The organism is Paraburkholderia rhynchosiae (assembly GCF_002879865.1).
Lineage (GTDB): Bacteria > Pseudomonadota > Gammaproteobacteria > Burkholderiales > Burkholderiaceae > Paraburkholderia > Paraburkholderia rhynchosiae.
The window spans coordinates 19,048-43,393 of the sequence record NZ_PNXY01000029.1; the positions used below are offsets into that span (position 1 = coordinate 19,048).

General features: G+C 58.9%; 17 protein-coding genes and 2 pseudogenes. 7 read left to right on the forward strand and 12 right to left on the reverse strand.

All coding sequences use genetic code 11. The annotated features are described in order from the left end of the window. Positions 1-64 precede the first annotated feature (64 nt). The 3 genes from C0Z16_RS29240 to C0Z16_RS29250 form a co-directional block, all read right to left on the reverse strand. A complete protein-coding gene (locus tag C0Z16_RS29240) occupies positions 65-1,225 on the reverse strand; it encodes an LLM class flavin-dependent oxidoreductase (RefSeq protein WP_102635536.1) in 1,161 nt (386 codons plus the stop codon). A gap of 136 nt (positions 1,226-1,361) precedes the next feature. Continuing rightward, complete coding sequence (locus C0Z16_RS29245; protein WP_102635537.1) at positions 1,362-2,525, reverse strand: flavin reductase; 1,164 nt, start codon at positions 2,523-2,525, stop codon at positions 1,362-1,364. Between the two features lie 169 nt (positions 2,526-2,694). Next, positions 2,695-3,630: a LysR family transcriptional regulator gene (locus C0Z16_RS29250; protein ID WP_102635538.1), complete on the reverse strand. Its 936-nt coding sequence runs from the start codon at positions 3,628-3,630 to the stop codon at positions 2,695-2,697. Between the two features lie 283 nt (positions 3,631-3,913). Here C0Z16_RS29250 and C0Z16_RS39750 point away from each other — a divergent pair, with 283 nt between their 5' ends. Further along, on the forward strand, positions 3,914-4,240 hold the full coding sequence (locus tag C0Z16_RS39750) for a helix-turn-helix domain-containing protein (protein ID WP_455430270.1): 327 nt from the start codon (positions 3,914-3,916) through the stop codon (positions 4,238-4,240). A 392-nt stretch (positions 4,241-4,632) separates the two neighbouring features. Beyond that, positions 4,633-4,823 (forward strand): annotated as a pseudogene (locus C0Z16_RS39755) (IS3 family transposase); the annotation flags it as partial. 479 nt (positions 4,824-5,302) lie between these two features. Here the strand turns inward: C0Z16_RS39755 and C0Z16_RS29260 are convergent. The 6 genes from C0Z16_RS29260 to C0Z16_RS29285 all read right to left on the reverse strand — a co-directional run bounded on the left by C0Z16_RS29260 (position 5,303) and on the right by C0Z16_RS29285 (position 14,818). Beyond that, positions 5,303-6,895, reverse strand: coding sequence for an AMP-binding protein (locus tag C0Z16_RS29260; RefSeq protein ID WP_102635539.1), 1,593 nt, complete (start codon positions 6,893-6,895; stop codon positions 5,303-5,305). Next, on the reverse strand, positions 6,879-8,015 hold the full coding sequence (locus C0Z16_RS29265; protein WP_102635540.1) for a CaiB/BaiF CoA transferase family protein: 1,137 nt from the start codon (positions 8,013-8,015) through the stop codon (positions 6,879-6,881). Before C0Z16_RS29265 ends, C0Z16_RS29260 begins: the two co-directional genes overlap by 17 nt. Before the next feature lie 604 nt (positions 8,016-8,619). Then, on the reverse strand, positions 8,620-11,895 hold the full coding sequence (locus C0Z16_RS29270; protein WP_102635541.1) for an acetyl-CoA carboxylase family protein: 3,276 nt from the start codon (positions 11,893-11,895) through the stop codon (positions 8,620-8,622). Next, positions 11,892-13,538 (reverse strand): AMP-binding protein, encoded by a 1,647-nt coding sequence (locus C0Z16_RS29275; RefSeq protein ID WP_102635542.1) that lies wholly within the window; start codon positions 13,536-13,538, stop codon positions 11,892-11,894. Before C0Z16_RS29275 ends, C0Z16_RS29270 begins: the two co-directional genes overlap by 4 nt. 462 nt (positions 13,539-14,000) lie before the next feature. Continuing rightward, complete coding sequence (locus C0Z16_RS29280) at positions 14,001-14,201, reverse strand: hypothetical protein (protein WP_102635543.1); 201 nt, start codon at positions 14,199-14,201, stop codon at positions 14,001-14,003. Positions 14,202-14,506: 305 nt separating this feature from the next. Then, positions 14,507-14,818 (reverse strand): DUF4148 domain-containing protein, encoded by a 312-nt coding sequence (locus tag C0Z16_RS29285; RefSeq protein WP_102635544.1) that lies wholly within the window; start codon positions 14,816-14,818, stop codon positions 14,507-14,509. Positions 14,819-15,417: 599 nt separating this feature from the next. Between C0Z16_RS29285 and C0Z16_RS29290 the strand changes: the two genes are divergently transcribed. Further along, positions 15,418-16,314 carry an alpha/beta fold hydrolase gene (locus tag C0Z16_RS29290; RefSeq protein WP_102635545.1) on the forward strand — a complete coding sequence of 299 codons (897 nt, stop codon included), beginning with the start codon at positions 15,418-15,420 and terminating at the stop codon, positions 16,312-16,314. Positions 16,315-16,629: 315 nt separating this feature from the next. Continuing rightward, positions 16,630-16,759, forward strand: a pseudogene (locus C0Z16_RS39010) (IS3 family transposase); the annotation flags it as partial. A gap of 99 nt (positions 16,760-16,858) precedes the next feature. Here the strand turns inward: C0Z16_RS39010 and C0Z16_RS29295 are convergent. Further along, positions 16,859-17,560: a TetR/AcrR family transcriptional regulator gene (locus C0Z16_RS29295; protein ID WP_102635546.1), complete on the reverse strand. Its 702-nt coding sequence runs from the start codon at positions 17,558-17,560 to the stop codon at positions 16,859-16,861. 532 nt (positions 17,561-18,092) lie between these two features. Here C0Z16_RS29295 and C0Z16_RS29300 point away from each other — a divergent pair. Further along, positions 18,093-19,619 carry a class I adenylate-forming enzyme family protein gene (locus tag C0Z16_RS29300; protein WP_102635547.1) on the forward strand — a complete coding sequence of 509 codons (1,527 nt, stop codon included), beginning with the start codon at positions 18,093-18,095 and terminating at the stop codon, positions 19,617-19,619. Between the two features lie 118 nt (positions 19,620-19,737). On the opposite strand, the gene C0Z16_RS39645 is transcribed toward C0Z16_RS29300, so the two are convergent. Next, positions 19,738-20,004 carry a hypothetical protein gene (locus tag C0Z16_RS39645; RefSeq protein ID WP_407070704.1) on the reverse strand — a complete coding sequence of 89 codons (267 nt, stop codon included), beginning with the start codon at positions 20,002-20,004 and terminating at the stop codon, positions 19,738-19,740. A gap of 279 nt (positions 20,005-20,283) precedes the next feature. Between C0Z16_RS39645 and C0Z16_RS29305 the strand changes: the two genes are divergently transcribed. Further along, positions 20,284-20,499: an IS3 family transposase gene (locus tag C0Z16_RS29305; protein ID WP_407070705.1), complete on the forward strand. Its 216-nt coding sequence runs from the start codon at positions 20,284-20,286 to the stop codon at positions 20,497-20,499. A 3-nt stretch (positions 20,500-20,502) separates the two neighbouring features. On the opposite strand, the gene C0Z16_RS29310 is transcribed toward C0Z16_RS29305, so the two are convergent. After that, positions 20,503-21,654 (reverse strand): acyl-CoA dehydrogenase family protein, encoded by a 1,152-nt coding sequence (locus C0Z16_RS29310; protein ID WP_244201398.1) that lies wholly within the window; start codon positions 21,652-21,654, stop codon positions 20,503-20,505. 1,599 nt (positions 21,655-23,253) lie between these two features. Here C0Z16_RS29310 and C0Z16_RS29315 point away from each other — a divergent pair. Next, positions 23,254-24,330, forward strand: coding sequence for a porin (locus C0Z16_RS29315; protein WP_102635548.1), 1,077 nt, complete (start codon positions 23,254-23,256; stop codon positions 24,328-24,330). Positions 24,331-24,346: the final 16 nt, after the last annotated feature.

Below are 24,346 nucleotides of genomic sequence, written 5' to 3' on the forward strand. Positions count from 1 at the left end.
GTGAATCAACCGGCTGACGTGATTCGCCGTACCGGTATGGACTGGTGCGCGGTCCATTGCCGGTTCAAGCGGCAGCTGACAGCGAGCGCGATGCGTACGGAGCACGCAGCCCGGCACGCTCGAGCAGCGGCATGACTTCAGCGTTCCACTGCGCAATGCCAGCCTTGTAGTCAAGCCAGCTTAAGCAGACGCCGTCCATGCCCGCGTCGGAAAGCATCGCGAGATGGTCGGCGATCATCTCCGGAGTTCCGACCAGCGGGAATCCAGCCCAGCCGCCCTTGAAGTGATAACGGAAGTTGTCGGCCTGCTCGGGCGTCATGATGCCCGTCTGAATACCGAGTTCCTTGACAATGTTTTCGCAAGCCTCGTCGTCGCCGAACTCGGTCACATAGCGGTCTACGTACTTTTGCGCCTGGGCAAGGCTTTCTGCGACCGAGACGTAGGAATAGCACCAGACCTTCAGGTCGCGTCCGAATTCATTTCGCGCGAGATCTTTGTACTTGCGAATCTGTGCAGCCACGGCTTGCGGCTCGTGGGAGCCCAGAATGATGAACGCTGAGTCACAGTGCTGTGCACAGTAGCGCATACCGCGTGGCGAGCCGCCAGCATTGATGAGGAACGGCTTGTTCAGTGGCTTGGGTTCCGAGAACGCCTGTTCAAGATTGAAGTTCTTGGTTTTGTAGTCGAAGTAGCCCTTCTCCGTCCAGGCCTTCTGGATGACTTCAATCCACTCGTCCGCGTAGTCGTAGCGGTCATCGTGGTCCATCATCTTGCCGCCGAACATGCGCATCTCGGGGCCGAACCAGCCGCAGATGATGTTCAGGCCAAAGCGGCCGTTACTGATGTGGTCGATGGTCGCGGCCTGCTTTGCAGCCAGCAGCGGATGGACCGTAGGCACGTGTGAAGTCGTGATGCAGGCAATCTGGTCGGTGATAGCCGCGACGCCTGCTGCCCACGTGTACGTTTCGAAGCTGGTCCCGCCGAAGTTGCTCTCGCCGCCAAAGCCACGCCAGCGGCCGATGGGAATCATTGCTTCGAAACCAGCCTGGTCAGCGGCGCGAATGATTTCTGCGCTTCGCGGCCAGTTGTCCGCTTTGTGAACTTCAGGGGCAACGGAAATCGCCGTTCCGCCGTGCGCGTTGAGCGCAAAGACACCCAGCTTCATCTTGTTGGGCGAACTAACCATCGGGTTCTTCGAAACAAGCTTTTCCGCATCCGTCGTCATAACTATCTCCACTTTGATTTGAACTGCTCTTTGATAGGTCCGTGTGTGTTTGACCCTGCTACCATGCTGGCTCTCGCAATACCTGGATCGCGGGCGAAGTTGGGATGGTTGCGTTCGCCTGCTGTCTTGGGAGCCGTTACACGCCGTCCAGAGTCGCGTGGGCCTCGTACTGTTGACGCAAATGGTCTACGAGACGTTTCGCAGGAAGCGAGAGCCCCTCGTAGGACCTGACGCAAATCGCCAGCGTCCGGCTTGCCCACGGCTCATCAATGGCGACGATCTTGATTTTCAGAGCTCGGGCCATCGATTGCGCAACCCTCCGAGGCAGAATGCCGATGCCGTGACCGGCTTGTACCATCATGCAGAGCGCGTCATAGCTCTTGACCTGAGTGCGGCACCTCAGGCGCATCCCGGCTTCGACCGCCGCCCGGGAGAGCTGGTGGCTAATCTGGCTGCCAGGATGCATGTCGACATAGTCGTATTCGAGCGTCTCGACGAAGCGCACGGATGACCGCTCGGCAAGAGCATGTTCGTAGGGCACTGCGAGCACGAGCTCGTCCTGACGATAGGGAAACACATCCACCGCGGCTTGTTGGGTCGACACCTTGCCGTCAATCATGATTCCCACATCCGCGACGCCGCTTGCGACAGAGTCGACCACGCTCGTGCTGATCTTCTCTTCGAGGTGGATGTCGATGAGCGGGTTTTTCAGGTTGAATGCCCGGAGGTCATCGGGGAGAAACTGGGTTATTGCGGAGATGTTTGCATCGAGCCGTACGTTTCCCGTCTGGAGCGGCTGACTCGCGCTGAGCTTGCCGTCCGTGTAGATAAGCGGCGCAATGCCTTCCGCGACGCGAACAGCGACGACTTTGCCAATAACAATCGAGTGCGTACCGGCAGAGACGATTGAATCGACCTCGCAGAACAGGTTGCACTGAGCGTTCTCGAGGTAAGGCGAGTCCGTCACGGCGTCGTTGTACCACCGGCCAACTTTGAAGCGGTCGCTTCCAGTCAGCCTGCCGCTGAAGGCCGAGACCAGATCCTCGTGTTCGGTCGTTAGTACGTTGACGCAGAAATGCTTTCCTGACGTCAGGGGACTATGAATGCTCGCTGAGTGGTTAATACAGACGAGAAGGGATGGCGGGTCCGTCGATACTGAATTGACAGCAGTTGCCGTCATCCCATGACGCGCACCGGATTTGTCCGCGGTGCTGATAATCGTGACCGTGGCTGCCAAGCGGCGCATAGCACGCTTGAACTCAGCGACGATGTCGCCAATGGGGGCTTGCAGTTCACTCATGTCTCACTCCAGGTCGCAGGCTTGGGGGCCGCTCTGTCGCCGGTACTTCGGAAGCCGAGGCTTCTCGAATTCCTCGTTGTTGAGACACATTGTGCAAACTGCATGGCAAAGGCGGAAGCGCTAAGAATGGATAACCAGCTTTCATATTTCGCGAAAGCTTCGCTCGAGGTTAACCCCAGTTACCGCCCGAGAGCGAAGCCATGTTTTCGTTCGATCTGGCCTTCAAGTGGTCGAGCAGAAGGCGCGCGGGCCGTGGCAGCGCTGTGAAATCGCGTGCCCCGATGACCAATTTTCGACGGACCCAGCCGTCCGCGATTTCAATTTTGGTAATAGACATCGAGCGGGTATGCGGACGAACAGCGTCCTGCGGAAGCACGGCGATGCCGAGACCCGCCTCCACCATCAGGCACATCGCGTCGAAGCTTCTGACCTGAATGTGAACCTTCAGACGTTTCCCCACCGCCTCCGTTTCGAGGCGCATGCGAGCGTACAGCGATGTATCTTTGGAAAGCGTGACGAAGTCATACTCCAACGCCTCGGAAAAATTGATTCGAGAGCGTGCGGTCAGCGGATGCCCATTGGGAACGACGAGAACGAGCTTGTCCCATCGATAGGTGATGGTTTGGAGCCCGAGTTCGGGCGTGCGGTCCGCAAAGATGCCGAAGTCGGCTCGGCCATCGAGGACTGCCATGACCACATCCGTACTGTTCTGCTCCTCCAGCTCAATTCGGATCCGCGGGTTTTGCGTCATAAACGCCGGAATGTCCCGGGGTAGGAACTGTGTGATAGCAGATGTGTTTGCCCACAGACTCACGACACCGTCGATGCCGGCTGCGTAGTCAGAGAGGTCGGCGGTGAGCTGGTCGACATTTTCGAGTATGCGTTGCGCGTGCCTATAGAGCGCTTCTCCTGCGGGCGTCGCCGTCACTCCACGCGAGTGGCGGGCCAGCAGCGCCGTGCCGAGCGCGAGCTCCAGGTCGGAAATGCGCTTACTGGCAGCGCCGATTGCGAGGTTGCTGAAGTGAGCCGCCTTACTGATGCTTCCGGTCTTAACGACCAATGTGTACAGCGAGAGCGTCGTAAAATCGAGTCGGTTGGGATTCATGTGCACTTGCCACCGCTATAGAAAAAGAGTCAGTCCCACTACATCTCGAGGGTCAGCTGTTCCGACCGCACGCGTCCAAGGCATAGAGATGCGGTAAGTTGAGCTACCGCAGTCTTCAACGCCCCGTTTCACCGCTCGATCGGACCATCGAATCTTTAAATCAGTCGCTTAGACCAAGATGTGGCGCTGCTACCGCATCGCTGGGCACCCGCACCGCGACCTTGATTGACGGCAACTTGCGCCTAGGGATGCCTTTGCCGGGCGCTTACAGAGGAAGAAACTGTTGGCGACGAAAGATTACTGCGCGGGCCATGCGGGGCTGAAAAGAGTTGCGGCCCGCCACAACGTAGACGTTTCGTCACTTCGCAAATGGATAGCGGCATATCGAGCGCATGGCGAGGAAGGTCTGCGCACAAGAACCAGCTGTGTCCGATATAGCGCTGAATTCAAGAGTGCAGTTGTGGAGCGGATGCGAAGGAAGGCCTTTCATTCCGTCAGGTCGCAGCGCTCTCGAACGTTCGCAATTTCAATATCATTGCAGTGTGGGAGCAGCAGTATGATGACGGCAGTTTGGCCGCGGGACGTTCACGGCCTGCAACCTCTACCCTGAGACTGCCGAAACCACCAACATCAAAAAAGAAGCCGGCTGCGGATGCAGACCGCCGCGAGGATCTGCTTGCGGAAGTGGAGCAGCTGCGCATGGAGAACGAATATCTAAAAAAGCTCGACGCCTTGGTTCAGGCGAAGACGAAAGCAGCGCGGTACAAAAAGCGCAAATCGTGCTTGAACTAAGGCAGCGTTAACCTCTCACAGCCATCCTTAAAGTGGCCGGCTTGGCCCGCAGCACTTTCTATTACCAGCAGAAGGTACTGCAGGCCGGGGACAAATATGTGAGCCTGAAAGAGCGTATCTGCGCGCTCTTTGAGCAGCACAAAGGCCGCTATGGATGCCGTCGAATCACGGCTGCCATTCGGAGCCAGGGTGACAGAATCAATCACAAGATCGCGCAAAGGAAATTGCCTCGATAACGCCACGATGGAGAGCTTCTTCGAACGCTCAAGTCTGAATTCTTCCATCTGAACAGGTTTCGCAACCTCGACGAGCTGCAAGCCGGCATCAAACACTACATCCACTATTACAACCATGATCGAATCAAGCTAAGATTGCGAGGACTTAGTCCCGTCCAATACAGAAAGAAATATAAGCAGCACGAACGTCAACGTGTCCAACATTCCGGGGTCGGTTCATTTTTGATGGACAGGATGCCCCTATGCGGACCACAGACCTCAACGTTACTTTACCGGACCCGCACCTCTAAACACGTTCTTGGCTAGGTCAAGCCCATTGTCTTGATCTGCATGGCAGACGCCCCTTTCGGTTGACTGTTAATGACACCCGGCACTGGCACATCGACGCCGGTACCGGGGCGGGAACGTCCATTCCATTGCCGACGTAGATCTGCCCCGCTTCAACGTCGATGGAAACCTGGCAAAATGCAGGACTCCGCCGAAGTAAACAAGGACATCCCTGATGCGCAACGGCGCTGGGATTACGGAACTTCCAGCAATGCCTGCTTCCCTCGCCGTCGTCGGAGCGTCTAGAGCGGTCACGTAGATCATTGTGCGGGGCCCTGCTGCGCGGTAATTCTGGATCTTCAGCAGAACTTCCTTTTTCAGATTTTTCCACTGCGACCCTGCCAAAGCGAATCGCGCACTGCTCGGCGCAGAACTTTGCCGACCGGGCTGCGCGGGAGTGCATCTACGATGCGAACGATTTTTGGCGCCTTCACGCCTGACAAAGATTTGCGGCAGAAGGCAATCAGCTCGTCCTGATCAATGGTTTGTCCGTCCTTGAGTTCGATGACGGCCGTAACGGCTTCGCCCCACTTTTCGTCGGGTGTTCCTACGACGGCGCAGTCCCGAACGCTTCGATGAGAAAGGATGACTCGCTCGACTTCCGTGGGAAAGACATTGAACCCGCCGGAGATGATGATGTCGCGCAGACGATCCACGATGTAGACGAACCCGTCTGCGTCGCGGTAGCCGACGTCGCCCGTGTGATGCCAGCCGTCGCCGCCTTCGTGGGCCGTCGCCGCAGTACCCACATAGCCAGCGCACACGAGATGGCTGCGCACGACGAGTTCTCCTCGCTCACCTACCGGCAACAGCTTTCCATCAGGATCCATGAACTCGACTCGAGCGAATTTTGTCGGCTTTCCGGCGCTGAGAAGCCAATGCGCCTTCTGCGGATCTGCGAGCGCTTCGCTGTGCTGTTCCGCAGTCAGGCAAGTGATCGAGGCATGACACTCCATCTGCGCATAGAACTGCGTCATGACCGGACCAAATGCTTGCAAGGCTTCGCGCAACTGCTGTTCAGACATCGGCGCGCCCGCATACATGAAGTACTTCACCGAGGAATAGTCAAATCGAGTGTGCTCCGGATCTGCCAGCATCATGTAGATGGCCGTGGGCGGGAGAAACATTTGCGTGATTCGATGCGTTTCGATCGTCTGCATTACGACACGCGCCTCGAAGCCAGGCAAGATCACGAACTTGGCGCCGCGCCCCAACAGCATCAAGGCCAGCCCACCTGCGGCGTGGGTCAATGGCGCACACGCCAGATACACCGGGAAGTCACCTGGATAGTGAGCTTCAAGTGTAGCCACTCCCATGGAATAACAGCGTTCTGTCAGCAAAATGCCCTTAGGACTTCCCGTCGTACCGCCCGACGCCATTATCGCTACAGACTGGTCCATGTCCACCATGCCGTGCGGGAACGGTTGGGTGGCAGCTGGATCAATCCAGTCAAGGCGCGATTCGCTATCGATAGGAAGAAGCATCAGCGTTGACGGAGTGAGCGCGCGGATCTGCTCGACCGATGAGGCGACGCTCTCGGAATAGAGCAGCACATCGACTTCTATTTGTCTTAGGTACTGCGCGGCTTCGATGGCCGTGTTGCGCGCACTGATCGGCGCCCATACACATTCGGCACACAGGATCCCGAGCATCGACTCCATCAAGTCGGACGAATTCGGCCCGTACAACGCCACCCTGGTTCCTGGCGTGATACCTCGTGCTCGGAAGGCGTGCGCAATTGCCCACACGGTATCCTGTACGGTGGAGTAACTGCGCTCCCCAGTAGCGTCTACGAGACAAACGCGGTCTGGCCATCGCTCGGCGGAGCGAAGAAAATATTCAATCAGGTGCATGTCACGCCCTTGGTTCAGGTTACAAGGAAGGCGGTAGGACTCAGCGACTGGATGCATTCATTGCAGACGAATCCCAATACGAAAACAACTCTGCGGGACCATCGCTAGCCTCCTGCACCCTCTCGAGACCGCCCGTTGGAGTTCTGCTGAACCGGGGGGCTGGGGCCGGATGCCACGCGCCATCCACGGCAGTGAAAGTTGCGCGCGCCTTGAGATGCGGATGGGCGGATGCCTCGGCCATATTCAAAACAGGGCTGACGCAAACGTCCACAGGTTCGAGCAGCGCCTGCCATTCGTCACGCGTACGTGCTGAAAATTTCTCCCGGAGTTGCGCTCTCATCGACGGCCACCGCGAACGATCGACACGAGGGTCACTCGGCCCAAGGTCGATGCCGAGCAGGCGCATCAACTCGTCATGGAAGTGCTTCTCAATGGCTCCGACAGCGATCCAGCGATTGTCCGCACATTGATAAACATCGTAGAAGTACGCACCCGAGTCCAAGAGATTCGAACCGCGCTCCAATACCCATTCGCCCGCTGCGAGCATCCCGTGGATAGCCGTCATCAAACTGGAAATTCCGTCAACCATCGCAACATCGATGACCTGTCCCTTCCCGGAACTCTGACGCTCGATCAATGCCGCGAGAACGCCCATCGCAAGATAGGCCCCGCCGCCGCCGAAGTCGCCCACCAGATTTAGTGGAACCGTTGGGGGCGCGCCCTTGCGACCGATGGCATCCAGGCCGCCAGTGATCGCGAGATAATTGATGTCGTGTCCGGCGCGCATTGCCAGCGGCCCTGTCTGGCCCCACCCTGTCATGCGTGCATAAACCAGCCGCGGATTTACGGCAGAGACATCCTCCGGGCCTAAACCGAGTCGCTCCGTAACGCCGGGGCGGAATCCTTCGACCAGCACGTCGGCGCGTGCACACAGGCCCAACACCCACTCGCGGTGTGCGGGATTCTTCAAGTCTGCCGCAACGCTGGGTCGACCGCGAGTTGTCCAATCGAATTCCCGAGGAAATGTGGTCAACAGATCGGAGTTTGAAGGCCGTTCGACCCGCACAACCGACGCGCCCATGTCAGCCAGGAGCATTGTTCCCATAGGGGCCGGACCTAATCCGGCGAGTTCGACAATCTTGATGCCTGATAGCGGGCCTGGCTTGTTTAGCGTCATGTCTTCATCTCAATGTTTCCCATTCACAACACGGCCGGTCGAAAAGGCGCCCACCTCGGAGCGCCAGATGCGAAATGTCGATTTGACATAAGCGGGCCCTCAAGCACCCAGTTCCGACCAGTCGAACCGGCAATTCAAAATTTTCTGATCGTCACGATCCGAATCTCTTACATTTACGGTGATTCTGGGCAGCAATAAGGGGTGGTTGAGTTTATTCAGCCTAGTCGCTTGCTTCATAAGGGTGGCATGCGTAACACCGTCGCCCGCTTGTTCTCTGATCTTTCGCCGCCCATCGTGATCGGCATGGGTTCATGCGCTGGAAATACGCGGCGTACACCACGCTTGATAGCTCTCGTATGCAAGTGGGCCGTTCGGCGCCCACTTTTTCCAATGTCGATCTCCGTATCGCTTGCGCCTGTGTCGGAGCGCTTTTCGAGCCACCGCTTTAAAGCCGTGGATCGCGCTGACGAGGCAGATGGTCAATCAGGTTCTGCGTAATGGTGATTTACGCCGCCCCCATTACTCCGCCTGTTTCATTTGTCCCGGTTGCCAGACCCAAACAAAAAGCTAGGTATCGACAAAGTTCGTCTCTGACGCAGCTGGCTCACGTGGGACAGTCTAGATCTCCGCCGTTGATCGGACGCACGCTGAGGAGGCCGGCGAGGAGCCACCGGCGAGTTTCGACCGGATCGATGATTTCGTCGATCGCCCCACGGGCCGCCGCTCGCAGCGCCTTGCCCCTGTCCTGGATGGCCTGCACGAGTTCCTGCTGTCGCTGGCGCCGCTCGTCAGGGTCCTCGATTTCGGCCAACTCGCGTTTGTGCGAGATTCGGACGGAGCCTTCCGCGTTCATCGCGCCGTACTCACCGCTCGGCCATGCCACGTGAAAGAGCGGACGCGTATAACTGCCCAAGTTCATGGTGAGCCCTCCCAAGCCGTAGCACTTGCGCAATACCACCGTAAAATGCGGCACGGTAAGGTTGGCGCCTACCGCCATCATGTGCATGACGTGGCGCACGAGCGCCTGCTTTTCTGCGTCCGGCCCCACCATGAAGCCCGGCGTGTCGCAAAGGGTGACCAGCGGGAAGCCGAACGTCTCGCACATCTGGAGGAATCCGGCTGCCTTGTCAGCCGCATCGGCGTCGATCGCGCCACCGAGGTGCCGAGGATCATTGGCCAGGATGCCGAATGGGATACCATCGATGCGCACCATAGCCGTTACGATGGCTTTGCCGAATTCCGGGCGCATCTCAACCACGGAGTCCTTGTCAGCGAGCGTCGATAACAGCGCGCGAATGTCATAGGCGAGCAGGCGATTCGCAGGCACGATATGCCGCAGAAGCCGTTGGTCCGGCGATTCCCCCGCTCGGGCTGGCCCCTGGAAGTACCCGACGCAACGGCGGGCCGTCATCACCGCTTCGGCCTCGTCCTCGGCCACCACGGTCACCACGCCGTTTCGGCTTTGCATCGCCGCCGGACCAACCTCTTCCGGCGCGAACCGTCCGAGTCCTGCGCCTTCGATCATCGCGGGACCTGCCATTCCGATCGAAGCCGCACGGGTCGCGATGATGATGTCACACAGGCCCAGGAGCGCTGCGTTGGCGGCGAAGCAGTTCCCTGCAACAATGCCGATCAAGGGCGCCCTGCCCTTCACACGAGCGAGCTGCAGGAACGTTTCGAGACTGCCATTAGCGCCCTCGCCATCGCTTTCGCCCGATCTCGCGCCGCCCCCCTCTGCAAAAATTACCAATGGGATTTGGCCTTCGCCAGCGATTCGCGCCAAGCGCTCGATCTTGACTTTGGCCACCATTCCCATGGTGCCGGCGAAAACCGTGCTGTCGAAGGCGAGCAACGCACAGCGCGAGCGGCGCTGTGTCGCACCGTTGATTGTGGCCAAGCCAGCAACGATGCCATCTGAGGGGCTGATGGCCCGCAATTCCGCTGGATCGAAGCCGCGCATGCTCGCAACGGCGAGCGAGCCGAATTCGACAAAACTGCCTTCGTCACAAAGATCTGCGAGATTCTCGCGGGCGGTTCTACGGCCGCTTGAATGCCGCTTCGCAACCGCCACCGGTCGCTGTTCGTCGAGCGTAGCGGCCCGCTGAGTCCAGACTTCCTCGATCGTGGGAGGGACCTCTTCGAGCGAGATTGCCCGCGGGACATCCGTCCCCGAATCCTCACCCGTATCTAAGGCCCCCGCTGGGGCGACCCACAGCAGGGCTGCGTTGCCGGCGACAACATCGCCAACCTTAACGAGCACCCGGGTGACCACCCCTGCCGCGCCCGCGTGTATTTCGCTGTGCATCTTCATCGCTTCGAGCACGGCGACGCGATCTGAGGCCCCAATCCTCTGACCGACGCCAACGTCCAACTCCAGCACAGACCCCGCCATCGGCGATCGCACCGCAACCGATCCATCATCCTGCGGTGGATCCTCTTCTGGATTAGCCCCAGCGCCCGTAGGCGGGAGCCCGACCGGTTCGAACTGCCTTGCACGACCGGCGGCCACTTCAGGCAGCGAACCCATGTTCTGCTCGATGAAGTTCGTCGTAACAGCCATCTGCTCAACTGCGGGATGCGCGAGCAGCCGATGAAGCAGAGACTGGTTGGTCGGAATGCCGTCGATCGTGAATTCGGCGAGCGCGCGCTGTGCCCGATTCAAGGCGGTCCGGAAGTTCGCCCTCGGCGCGTGAACGACCAGCTTGGCGAGCAGCGCATCGAACCGCGGCGACGGCGCGAAACCTGCATAACCGAAAGTGTCTACACGGATACCGGGTCCCGCAGGTGGCTCAAAAACCGATAGCGTGCCGGCCACCGGGCGCACTTCACCTCCAACGATCTGCTCCATGTTAATGCGCAGTTCGATCGCGTACCCGTTCGGCGGTCCGATGCGCTCCTGCTGCATGCCCAGCGCCTCAAGCGATGCACCCGCAGCGACTTGCAACTGCGCCTGAACAAGGTCGACGCCGAATACTGCTTCGGTCACCGTGTGTTCGACCTGCAGCCGAGGATTGCATTCGATGAAGACCCAATGCGCGCGGCCGCTTTCGTACGTCATCAGGAACTCGAACGTTCCGAGGCCAATCAGGCCCGCAGCGCGTGAGAGTTTGCTCGCGGCCTCCATCATCGCGTCGCGCACCGCGGGCTCCAGACCGGGCGCGGGCGCGACTTCTATCACCTTCTGTTGCCGACGCTGCAGCGAACATTCGCGTTCCCCGAATACGGTGATTGCACCGCTCGAGTCCGCCAGCACCTGCACTTCCACATGGCGCGCATCGGTGACGAACTCCTCAACGTAGATCGCCTCATTGCCGAATGCCAGTTTCGCCTCCGAGCGGCAGACCTCAATGGCGGAGGCCAGGTGCGCCCGCTCATCCACCCGGCGCATGCCGCGTCCACCTCCGCCCGATACGGCCTTCACCATCAATCCGCTGCGTGTCTCGTCGAACACGCGAAGAGCCTCCTCCAGTCCGGTGTCTTGCAGGGTGCCGTTAGGGACCGACACACCGCATTGAATCGCCAGACGGCGCGCCGCGCCCTTGTCGCCAAAGAGGTCCAGCACCTCGGAAGGCGCTCCGACAAAAGTCAGTCCAGCGGCTCGCAACTGCCGAGCGAATTCAGCGCTTTCGCTGAGGAAACCATAACCGGGATGGACAGCGTCGCAAGCCGTTTCGCGTGCCACGGCCACGATCTGCGATATGTCGAGGTATGCGGCAGGTCCGGAGCCCTGCAACTCACGTGATTCGTCAGCGCGCAGGCGGTGCAGCGAGCGAACGTCGTCCTGAGAGTACACCGCGACCGACCAAATGCCTAGGTCGGCCGCCGCCCGTGCGATGCGGATGGCGACCTCGCCACGGTTTGCGATCAGCAACCTCTTCATGAGCGTCCCTTCGGGCCGGCATCGCAGGCGACGCATACCCGGTCCGTCACGCCGGACGGATTCACGGCATCGTCCGCGCGGCTGGATACGGTGGGGACAATCGCGTAAGCCGAGGTAGAGGCATCCCAAGTTTCCGCCGTCACGCCCTCGTCCCTCAACAGCGCCTTCCGAATTTTATGGGTCAAGGTCTTCGGCAGACCCGACGAGATGCGGACGAAGCGCGGGATCATGTAGCGCGGCACCCTCGCAGTTAGGAAGTCGATCAGTTCCGACTCTTTCACCTGTACGCCAGCGCGCGGACTGAACACGATTAACACGTCGTCCTCACCGTGCTCGCTCGGCACCGGTACCGCCACACCTTCGAGCACGCCTGGATGCGCGCAAACCTCCGCCTCAAGCTCGACGGACGAGATGTTCTCACCCCGTCGACGGATCACATCCTTCTTCCGATCAACGAAAAAGTACTCGCCGCGCTCATTGCGACGAAACACGTCACCGGTGTGGAACCAGCCGTTTCGCATCGCTTCCGCCGTCGCCGCGGGGTTGCGGTAGTAACCAGTGGTGAGGACCAAGGGATCCGCAGCGCGCACAAGCAACTCCCCAGCCTCGCCACCTGGAACATCGTTGTCCTGATCGTCAACCAACCGCAGCTCGTATCCCGGACGCACCGTGCCGCAAATGCCGATGCTTGTCGGGTTATCCGCGCTGACCAAGGGACAGGAGAGTTCAGACATGCTGTACTGCGTCATGATCGGCAAACGAAAGCGATCCTGGAATTCGAGCGCCTCCTGACCGAACGGCAGGACGGAAACTCTCTTGAGCTTCGTACCGCTCGCGTTTCCGGCACTGGGCGTCCGCGCGAGAAAGCTGGCCATCGCACCCAGCAGGACTGCAAAGGTAGTCCCACTATCCCTGACGTACTGCCAGAACTTCTGTGAACTGAAGCTGCCTGGCATCGCGATCGACCCGCCGCGCCACAGCATGGTTTGGCAAGGCATCGTGCCCGCAATGTGATACAGCGGCAAATTGGCGAGGAACCGGTCGTCTTCAGCCAGGTGCCCGAACGTTGTGGTGAACGCATGATGTTGCGCATACGACACCATCACTCCTTTCGACGCGCCAGTCGTTCCAGAGGTGAAGATGATCATCTGGGTGTCGCCTGGAGAAAGTGCTACCGGCGAGACAGGGTCTGCAGGGCGCAGCTCGTCCCACTTCATTACACGATTGGCCGTGCTAGTCGCAAACGTTCCGATGTTGCCATCGACGATCACTGTCCGCGGCATCGTCGCCGCATTGAACTGCTCAATCAATGTACCGCTGACGAATGCAAGCTCGGGTTCCAGCAGCGCGATCGCATTCTCCAGCATCCGCCCCTTGTAAGCCGTGTTGAGCGGCGCGAAGACAGCGCCCAGATAATTCAATGCATACCAGGCCTCGAGCAACCTAAGACTGTTCGGCATCATGCAAAGCACGACTTGTCCCTTCGTGACCCCAAGCGCTTGCAGAGACGAAGCAAGTGCAACAACGCGACTGCGCAGTTGCTCAAAGGTAATCTGCTCACCGTCTTCGAAAACCGCGTACACCCGGTCCGGGTGCTGCGCAGCGGCCTGATCGAGTTGTTCGCGCAGAAAAACGCTAGCCATAGAAAAACTCCCATTTAGGCGCCAAGCTGCGGGTGAGCAGATGGACGCTCACCTCCAATATGGCCCGGATCTACCGGCGAAATCCGCGGTGACTTCCTCGCGAGTCGAGCGATGCCCAGCGATGACGAACATGTTGGGAAAACCGGCGTTGAGCAATTCCGGATATGTCTTGTGCCGGCCCTGCCATCTCTTCCGCAAGGAAACCCCCGCCGGAATCCCACTGGCACCTGGACGCAGCGTCATCGCAACCGTTCCAGGAGTCCCGAGGGACACGGCTATGCGCTTTTTCGGCGGCTGCTTGTGGCCATGACTCGGATCTGTCCTTCGCCTTGGCTATCTCCAACTTTCACAGGAGAAGTAAATCACGATTTAGCTGAGAGGTAAATTGCTATTTACCCCGGACTTACCCTTGCCGCGCATTAAGAATCGACAACTATGGAAGAAAGTAACGCGAGCGAGCAATCAAAACTTCGTCGAGGAGTTGCGGAGTTCGGATATGCGCTGCATGAGTCGGTGGGCCGGTAGCTTCCGGCTGCCCCAGTCCACCACGGCGGTCAGATACACGAAGCGGAGCGGCATCGGGATATAGCTCGTGCCGGGACGCGGTTTGTCCGATTGATCGTCATGCCCCGCAGCAGATGCAGCCAGGTCTTTGCTGCGCATTGCGTCGGCTCCCGTTCGGCTTGCAGTGTAGCGCCTCGATACCCATGCGCTTCATCAGCGTGCGGCCGCAGCTGCGGCGGATCTCGTGTCCCTCTTGAGGCAGCAGTCGTGCCATCGAGCTCCAGCAAATGGAAACTCAATGTGCCGTTCATCGACCCGGCGGAACAGCAACCGCTCTGCCTCGCTCACCGGTTGCGCCCGGCAATACACGCTCGATCTCACGACACACTTCGCCGTCCGGCGGTCCCGACAGCGGCTCAGCTGCTTTTAATCAGGGCCGAGGCCCCAACAATAGTTCGATCGCGTTACTGAACGTCGTAAGCCGGGGTCCTGTCGGTGTTGCCCGTTTGCGCAGGACCTTGATAATTACCTGATTCCGGCGAGCCTTCTTCGACACCACCGTAGCCTTGGCCGTTTTGCGCCGCGACCCTAGCTTCAGCCGCCTGAATCTCAAGCGGGTAGGTCATGCAATTATCCATCCCGGGGTTGTAGCCGGCGCGTTCGATCTGCACGAGCTGTGCCTTGACTTCAGCGCGGGTCAGCGGCTGATTCGATCGCGCGAAGGAGACTGCCGGGATAGCGACGGCAGCGGCGACGATAATGGGTGCGAGTTTCATGATGCTTTGTTGGGTTTCAGTGACTTCAGTGTAGGCATCCGCTGCCCCAGAGTGAATCACTAAAGGGCACAAGGCATAATTGCTGTTTCCGCAATAGACGGGGTCGTAGAATTTCCGCTTCCGCAAGAACGCTGGGCGGACAATGGAAACGCTATTACGCGAGCGATGTGTCCGAATGGACAGCCGCTCGCACCGATGATCAGATTGAGATTGGGTTCTTTCAAGTCGCGCATGCGCCGTGGTTAGGAGAACCTTGTTGCACGAGGGTGATTCACGAGCTTCGGCACCTTGGCGTACACGTCGATTAGACGCTGCGTGAATTCCTTTGGATGCCGGGCACAATGATGCACTTCCAAGCCTTCATCGTGGTGGATGGCTTCGTTGTCCGCAGAGTTTTTCGACTTCGACGATCAGATTGCTTATGATCGGCTACCTTCGGTTCCCGCGCCGCAATAAGGTTGCGAGAAACCCTGACGTCAAGCGCGCGTTGGCCATGCTGGACGGCCCACAAGGTCCGGACTAATGCCCGGCTCAAAAAATCCGCATCGCCGGTATAGTCAAGCCATCATCCTCTTCAGTCCATTTCGTAAGGCGACCCAATGAAAGAATCGCGCTCCGATTTCGTCGATGCGCGCGGCGTGCGGCTGCACGTGCGCCGCTGGGGTTTGCCCGATGCGCCCGCGATTTTCATGCTGCACGGCTGGATGGACGTGTCCGCGTCCTTCCAGTTCGTCGTCGATGCGCTCGCAAGCGCCTGGCAAGTGCTCGCGCCCGACGCGCGCGGTTTCGGCTTGTCGGACTGGCCGGTGGCGAAATTGGGCGGCGGACACTACCACTTCCCCGACTATCTCGCCGATCTCGACGCGCTCCTCGACCACTACGCGCCCACTGGACAGGTGAATCTCGTCGGCCACAGCATGGGTGCGAACGTAGCGCTGCTTTATGCGGGCGTGCGGCCGGAGCGCGTGCAGCGCGTTGTCGATCTCGAAGGCTTCGGACTCGCGGCGACACGTCCAGCGCAGGCGCCTACCTCCATCGCGAGGTGGCTCGACGAGCTGCGCGCGCCGCCGCAACTGCACGGCTACGCAACGCTCGATGAAGTCGCCGACCGCCTCATTCGCACGAATCCGCGCCTTCCGCGCTCGCGCGCGCGCTTTCTGGCGCAGCATTGGTCCCGCCAGGAACCCGATGGCTCTTTCCGTGTACTTGCGGACCCGGCACACAAGCTGCGCAGTCCTACGCTATACCGGCTCGACGAAGCGATGGCCGTCTGGTCGCGCGTGCAGGCTAAGGTACTGCACGTGGAGGCAGAAGCGTCGCCGACGCTCGCAATGTTTGCCGGAACGACGCCGATCGCCGAATTCAAGCGCCGCTTCTCCGCTTTCGCCGACTGGCAGGAGGAAATCGTGGGCGACGCCGGGCACATGCTTCACCACGACCAGGCCGAGCGCATCGCCGCGTTGATCGAGTCTTTTTGCGGGAACAGATTGGTATAGTTCGCGCTCGCGCACGGATCTGGTTGACGATGGTCTGCGCAACGATGTGGGCGCTTCATTCTGTCGTAAGCGTAATGGCGAAGAGTGGTGCAAAGTCGCCGTCGGTAGCCAAATCCCCTGCGTTTGCTGGGTCGTGGCGAGCTCAAGAGTGCCGCAGATTTGGGTTGCCTGCTGTCATGTTGAACAGCCCCATGGACTCCCCCCGACCCGCTCCCGGCGTTAACGCGACCGCGGGTCGAGTCAGATGTTAAAAATTGCTGGGCATACACCATGCACGCGGGTGAATGCTTGGGCGACGGATAGCCGAGTGACGCGGCGGAAGTCATTCATCGTGGTGGTTCATGGGGCAACGTGCAGGCTGTCGAACCCTCGGCGCTTGACCCACCGGCGCCTGCTTGAACAGATCGGCAATATTCCACGGTCCGACGCCGAAGCCCGTTACTATGGCGACTCGCTGGGTGCCGACTGCAGCGCGACTCTGGCAAGACCGGCACCGGAGAATGGGTTGACTGATTCACCTACGCGATTCGCCGGGTCAGCGGCGCTATGACGGCGTACGACGCCGCATCCGATCGCGGCCAAGCTCCTTGGCTGCCGAAGGCAGGGCTGCGATCTGAGCGGCACCTCCTCTGACGCCATCTAAAACCAGTCGAGTCAATACCTCAATAGCAGTCGCGTCATCAATCAGTCGATCGGGAAAGTCACCGGCGCGCGCAGTCCAGTTGTAGCCGGTGTATTCGAGCATCGAACACAGCGCGGAGGCAATGAGTTCGCTATCGAGACCGGAGCAAAAGCCTTTCTGTTGAAGAAGTTTGATCACGCTTGACATGCCTCGTATGCCTTGTTGCCTCACACCGTGCCACGCGCGAGCAAACTCCCGGTTCGCCATGGACATCTGAAACGCTGCGGTCGCAACAGGCCAGTCATCGCGATAGATTTTCCAGAACGCCCCTAGCCGCTCTTTCAGGTGTTCAACAGGCTCCTCACTCATGTCCAAAGAGCGGTTTACCTCCGCCTTGAGGCGTGCTCGAAATGCATCGAGCAAATCAAGCAACAGCGCCTCCTTGCTCGGATAGTACTTGTAGAATGCCCCCGGAGAGCGGTTAACGCTCGCCATAATGTCCGCGATCTTCGCATTCGAGAACCCCTCTGCGGCCAACGCGCGTTTCGCGGCAAGCTTGATCGCTTCTCGGGTCGTATCACCTTTGGGTGTGCGCCGGGTCGCCGGCTCGATGAGCTCGTTCATAAACAAAACAATTGTCGTGTTAGTCTGACCGGCACCTAGCCGGGACGTTCGTCTATCGCCGTCCGAGCGTTCCTCAAAGGCTTTTCAGCATATCTTAGACCGCGAAATCCCAATGCTGGCTCGGTTTGCCTGCGTTCCGCCGAATTTAGAACCCGACTGCAAAGCAAGCCGACTGGCTGCGGCATAAACGCGGACTCCTCATGCAGTTCATATGGATGATCTTAATTCACATTCGGCTATCCCGCGTCTACGCGTTGACGCGCGCCCTGCTGAAACGGAAGCGCCGAACGTCGTACCGAGTGAACCGCCGGGTAAACACGGCGTGAATCGAGGTTCACTTTCTTGCGTCGCCGTGCTTTAATTACCACATTGCGGAAAGCCCGCAAAGCCTCCATCACCGCAGCCGGTTCCTCAGGGACTGAACAGGAGGCGCGACCGCTTTCCGCCACTTCGCCTAGGCCTCAAACCGCGAACCGAAGCTCGATCGAAGCAGTGAGGATCTCGGCCCACTGAACACAACGGAGACACGCTTATGCTTACTGCCGCGATCCGCCGTGCGGCAACTATACGGCCGGATGGATGGGCCATTATTAGCGATACGGAAAGAACGAAGTGGAAGGAAATGCCGAGGCGAATCGCAGCACTTGCGTCGGCACTTAGAGCTGCCGGACTCCGACCCGGCGACCACGTAGCTACGCTTGCCCTGAACTCGCCTCTCTACTTTGAATTAATGTTCGCAGTTTGGTGGGGCGGCGGTGTATTAGTACCACTCAATACTCGTCTGGCATTTGACGAGCTGCGTTACATCGTTGCGCATTCCGAAGCCCGTTTTCTCATTACCGACGATAGCTTCCGGGCGATGGCTGAGCGCATCCGTGACGCTATAGCACTCCAAGACGTTATCGTGGTGGACGACGACCGTCGTCGTGACATGCTTTCTTCGCCGCAGATTGACGACGCACAAGTGGCATTAACTAGTCTCGCGGGCATCTTTTATACGGGTGGCACGACGGGGCTTCCCAAAGGGGTCGAACTCACCCACCTCAATCTGGCATTCGCAGCATCGAACATGCAGCGCGACATGAATCACGCTAGTGACACCGTCTACCTTCATGCTGCGCCACTGTTCCACTTGGCTGACTTCGGCATTGGCCTTGCCGTGACGCTGGCGGCAGGGTCGCATAGTTTCTTGTCGCATTTCAGTACAGCCGGGTTCTTTTCGCGCTTGAGGACAGACGGCGTGACGCACCTTCAGCTCGTGCCAACCATGCTTTCAATGATTCTCGACGCCCCTGAGCGTGACGATAGCTTGCTGATGCAGGTACGGACGGTGTCTTATGGCGCGGCACCAATTTCCCAAGATTTACTTGATCGGTTACTGAACTCATTTCACAACGTTCGGATTCAACAGTTTTACGGTATGACCGAATGCAGCGGCGCATGCACATGCCTGTCACCGGAGTGGCATGTAAAGAGCGGTTCTACAGCAGGGAAGTTGTCCTCGGTCGGACAACCTACATCAATCTTCGAAGTGCGGATCGTCGACGAGCAATACGCCCTCTGCAAAACTGGGGCCGTTGGGGAAATTCAGATTCGCGGCCCTGCAGTGATGCGGGGCTACTGGCGGGACCCCGAGAAGACGTCGGACACCGTCAAGGATGGCTGGTTGCGCACCGGTGACGCAGGCTTCATGGACGACCAAGGGTTTCTGTTTGTTGTAGATCGTATGAAAGACATGATCATTAGCGGCGGTGAGAACATCTATAGCGCCGAAATCGAGAACGTCTTGAGCATGCATCCGGCGGTACACCAGTGCGCAGTAATTGGAGTGCCCGACGAGCGTTGGGGCGAACGAGTGCATGCTGTCGTCGTCGTAAACGTTGACTGCGTCGCGACCCCCGCAGAACTGGAATCCCACTGCAGAGCCCACATTGCTGGTTACAAGGTGCCACGCGGATATGACATCCGGACCGAACCATTGCCGCTCTCCGGGGTAGGCAAGGTTCTAAAAAAGGCACTGCGCGATGAATGGCTCGCCAGCAGCGGGCTCACGTCGTGAAAGATGTGGTCGCATTGCCCGTACCTTGCGGAAAAGTACCTGCAATCCCGCGAACAGGTGCAAAAAGAGGTGGCCCGTTCCCGAATGAGGCCATTGTTTGTTGTACTGCGTGAGGTAGTTAGCGATCGACTTCCGTGCATGGCCGACGGACTCGTAGGCCTTCAATATATCTCTTCATAGTTCGCGCTGCGCCACAGCCGTTCCATAAAAACGTTGTCGTGCTGCTTCCCTTGCCATCCATCGACGGTGCGATTCCGCGCGAGAGGACCGCGTCGGTGAAGGCTATACTGGCGAATTGGCTGCCTCGATCGGTGCTGACGATCTGAGGCAATCCATATCGCGCGAATGCTTCCTCAAGTGCTGGCGCCGCATGCTCAGCTTCCATCGTGATGGTTCGGGCCAACCTCAAACTGCTGCGCTAATACTGCCAGCATGCGCTTCCCGCGTACTGCTACCAGTGGCACCTTCGCCTTGAGCGCCGCTGTGTGTGTGCGTCTGTGCGTCAGATGTCTTCGCCATCGTCTGGTTTCCTTTATAGGCAGCGGCGCTATATCGTCCGGGAGTTGTACCCGCTCATTCTGGCCGATCTGGCCGATCTGGCCGATTCGACGGCCCCTGCTTGACATAGGAGAGTCAACGCGGTGGTCGAGCGCTTCTTCAGAGCCTGAAGAGTGAATGGACCAGCGAGCAAGAGTACGGCAGTCACGAACTCCCCCGGCGGGACATCACGGACTACATCGCTGGCTTTTACAACGACAGGCGCACACATTCGGCGGCAAACGGTTTGCCGCCAGTGCGATACGAAACTTCGATTTTTGAAAAGCCCCTTTGTGAGAGTCCAAAGAGGCTTGACCACTACATTGTAAATCCGCATACATAAGAATCAAGTTTGCGGCCAGATGCCTCTCGCAATGATCTCTTTCATAATTTCTGACGTGCCGCCCGCGATTCGCTCGACGCGGGCGTCCGCGTACACGCGCGAGATGTTGTATTCCGTCATATAACCCCAACCGCCGTGCAGTTGCAGACATGCATCGGCGCTGCGACCGAGCATCTCGGTAACCCAGAGCTTTCCCGCAGCCGCGGTAGTCTGGTCAAGCACTCCCGCGCGGTACATCTCGATCAGACGGTCGACAAGCGATCGCCCCGCGACAAGGTCGGCTTTCACCGACGCGAGAACGAACCGCGTGTTTTGCAACTGCGCGATGGTTTGACCGAATGCGTGTCGATCGCTGACGTATTTAACGGTGTCGGAGAAAGCAGCTTCTGCGCGCGCCTGGCAGATGATGCAGATGGTCAACCGCTCGCGCGCCAAACCGTGCATCAGGAACTGCATCCCGTCGCCTTCGCTGCCTAGAATATCGCCTTCTGCGAGTTGCACTTCTTCGAAGAAAATCTCAGACGTATCCTGAGCGTGCTGCCCCATCTTGTCCAGCCGCTTTCCGCGCTTCACACCCGGCAGCGCCGCGTCGACTACAAACAGCGAGAGAGCGCTCGGGTCATTGCCGGCCTTAGCTGCGACCACAAACACATCGGCGAGCTGGCCGTTCGAGATGAATACTTTCTGCCCGGAAAGCCTCCACCCAGTGGAAGTTCGAGTGGCTCGCGCCTGTATCCCGCGAAGATCGCTGCCCGCTCCAGGCTCTGTCATCGCCACTGCGGCGATCGCGTCACCGGACACGAGCCGAGGGAGCCAGCGCCGCTTTTGCTCGGGCGATGCGAAATTGACTACATAGGGCGTCACCATCTCCGAATGAACCGCGAAGCCAGGGCCCGGCGCGTGCGCGTACGCCATTTCCTCAAGCGCCACCACGGCGTAGAGATAGTCTGCCTCCGGTCCACCCCATTGCTGCGGTACGGTGCAGCAAAGCATGCCGATCGCCCCAGCCGCCTGCCAGATTTCTCGCGGTACGCAACCTTGTCGCTCCCAGGCGAGATGGAATGGCACAATTCGCTGTGCAATGAAGCGGCGCACTTGCGTCCGGAATTCGTCGTGTTCGGGCTCGAAAAAAGGCCGCGGGAGGATGTCAATCACGCTACGTTCCCTAGCGCTTGCTGCCACTTGTCGCACAGCACATTCTTCTGGGCCTTGCCTCCGCCCGATAACAGCAGCGTCTCAGTGAACCCGTAGCTCTTGAGGACTTTGTAGCCCGCAACAAGGAACCGAACATGAGCCCGATCACAGGGAGGGCGACATTCACGACTGATACGGCGACCGGCACGGCGCGAAAACTTTCGCCCCGCTTTCCTTTCAGGCAACCCCAGCACCGCAGAGCCCCGCACTGCTGAATGAACCTGAGTGCGTTCTCGGATTCTGTGCAGTAGATGTTGTCGCCGCCGCTGCTCGAAACGCATGGGTGAATTTGTGGCTAACGTCGCCACTCTTGCCCCGGGCGTCACAGCCATCCCTCTCGGCAATACCGCCGCGCGGGCGAGACGCTTTTCGAGTTCGCGCCATGTGACGCGTCGCCCGGTAGCTAAGAGGGCAGTGCCGGACGAACGAACTTGGGCCGCACGGCAAACGGCAGCGGTGAGTGACAACGGGGTCTCCTAGTTTTGGCCTCTTCTGAGCGCTCAATACAAACGCAAGTAAACCATGATTTGGCCGCTCGGTAAACCAGGATTTATCTAGGGTCGTCGCGGCTCTGTCCGGAGCCGTCGGAACTGGCTCGCCGAGGCTGCATCTGAACGAACATTCGCTTTCACGAACATGAGCGAATTCAGAGTCGTCCCAGCCGAACACCACTACCGCAAAGAAACGCCCCGAGCCAAAGCTTGCAGGCACCAGACCGCCTAATCGCGGGCGACCGGCATAACGTTGAAGCGCAGCGACTCGCACTCCGGCCCTCAGTTCGGTCGGTTCTTGCCGCTCCAGGCTGTGGCATCGCGCAACTGCTAACCGGCCTTCCCCTTGAAGTGGCGGGTATCACTTTGTACAACGGGCGGGTCTACTTTCCGAAAGGCCTTGAATCTATGCTTACAGCGCGTTCTCCATTCCTCGCTTAGATACAGCAGAGTCAGTACGCGGTACTTGTTCTCCAACCGGGTAAACTATAAGCGAACCACGGTTTACTTGTAGCCGTCGATGCACTCTAATGCAACCAATGGCTCGGAACTCGGGATGCAGCGTCCGCGATGATAGGGCGGCTTCGCGCTGCAAGCCTCGGTGGTGCCTTTAGAAAGCTAGGGCTCTTTTGTCGACCGTTCGCGGTAGACCGAAGATGGACTTGCGATAGCGCATGAGGGAACGGCATCGGCATTGTTCCGAGCGGCCGACGTATCTGAAGGCGGCCCCGCGATAAGCAGTAGTCAGCCATCGTGCGTCCGATGTTCAGCTGACCTACACGTTTTAACGGCTCTTCCACTCAGGGGGCGGCAGATTGCGAGCTACATGCAATATCACTCCAAGAGTCCGGGCACGGACGGTCAGTTTAAGCGATTCATTTTCGAGTAGAGAAATTTCCGTTAGACGCAGTTTTCTATACCCGGCCGGAACGTAGCTCTGGCAACGTTTCTCGCGGCCTGCGGAGTGCGGATGCATGACTTGAGGCCGCCGTAGCTGACTGGGCCTCGAACGTATGGACTCTTTCATTCACAACAACCCGCCGGCTTTGACCGGCGCACGGAGACAAAGATGTTCAAGAGACGCCGCTGGATAGTAGGGGGAGGGACTGCACTTGCCGCACTGTGCGCCTTTCCGACATACGCGCAGAGCAACCTGACACTGTACGGACTGGTAGACGATTCACTAGCCTACGTCAGCAACCAAAAAGGCGGCCGCACCTTCATGCAGTTTGCCGGCGATGCCCAGGCCGACCGTTGGGGTATGTTCGGCCAAGAGGACCTAGGCGGCGGCTACAAGGCTATTTTTCGCTTGGAGAATGGCTTTAGCGTCAACAATGGAGCGCTCGGTCAAGGCGGTCTTGAGTTCGGCCGGCAAGCATATGTGGGTTTGAGTCATTCAAGCGCCGGCTCGCTGACCCTTGGCCGGCAATACGACTTTGTACTCGATTTTTTGTGCCCGACGGCGAACGGCTGCGCGAGTTCCGACGTGTACGCGTTTCATCTTGGCGACTATGACCGCCTCGGCGGCGAACGCGTTGACAACGCGGTCAAATACATGTCGCCTGACATCGGCGGCCTGCATCTTGGAGCAATGTATTCATTCGGCAACCAGCCCGGCAGTCTTTCGCGCAACAGCGCCATGAGCTTTGGTGGTGGCTACCGTCGTGGTGATTTTCAAATAGGGGCGGCCTATACGCAAATTCGCAACTTCGTGCCTATTTTCGATTTAGGCACGCCAGTATTCGGCGCATCGTTGGCTGGTACCGCGATCGACCGGTACGGCACGGGCGGCGTCGGCGTGAGCTACAGCTTTGGGGCGCTCGCAGTTCGGACCGTCGCAACCTTCGTCGATTTCCGGCGTGCTAATCAATCGGCGATATTACGCACCGCCGAAGCAGGCCTGACGTACCAGGTCAGCCACGGGTTGTGGCTTAGCGCGGATTATGCATACACGAAGATGCAAGGCGACCACTGGAATCAGATAGGACTGGTGGCGGATTACTTTCTATCGAAGCGAACCGACCTCTATGTGCATTTGAACACGATACGCTCGAGCGCCGACGTTCACGCCGCGCTGTTTCCGCTAGCGCCGTCGAGTACCGACACGCAATCGGTTGCCAGCATCGGCATACGACATAAGTTCTAACGTCGCACCAGGAGCA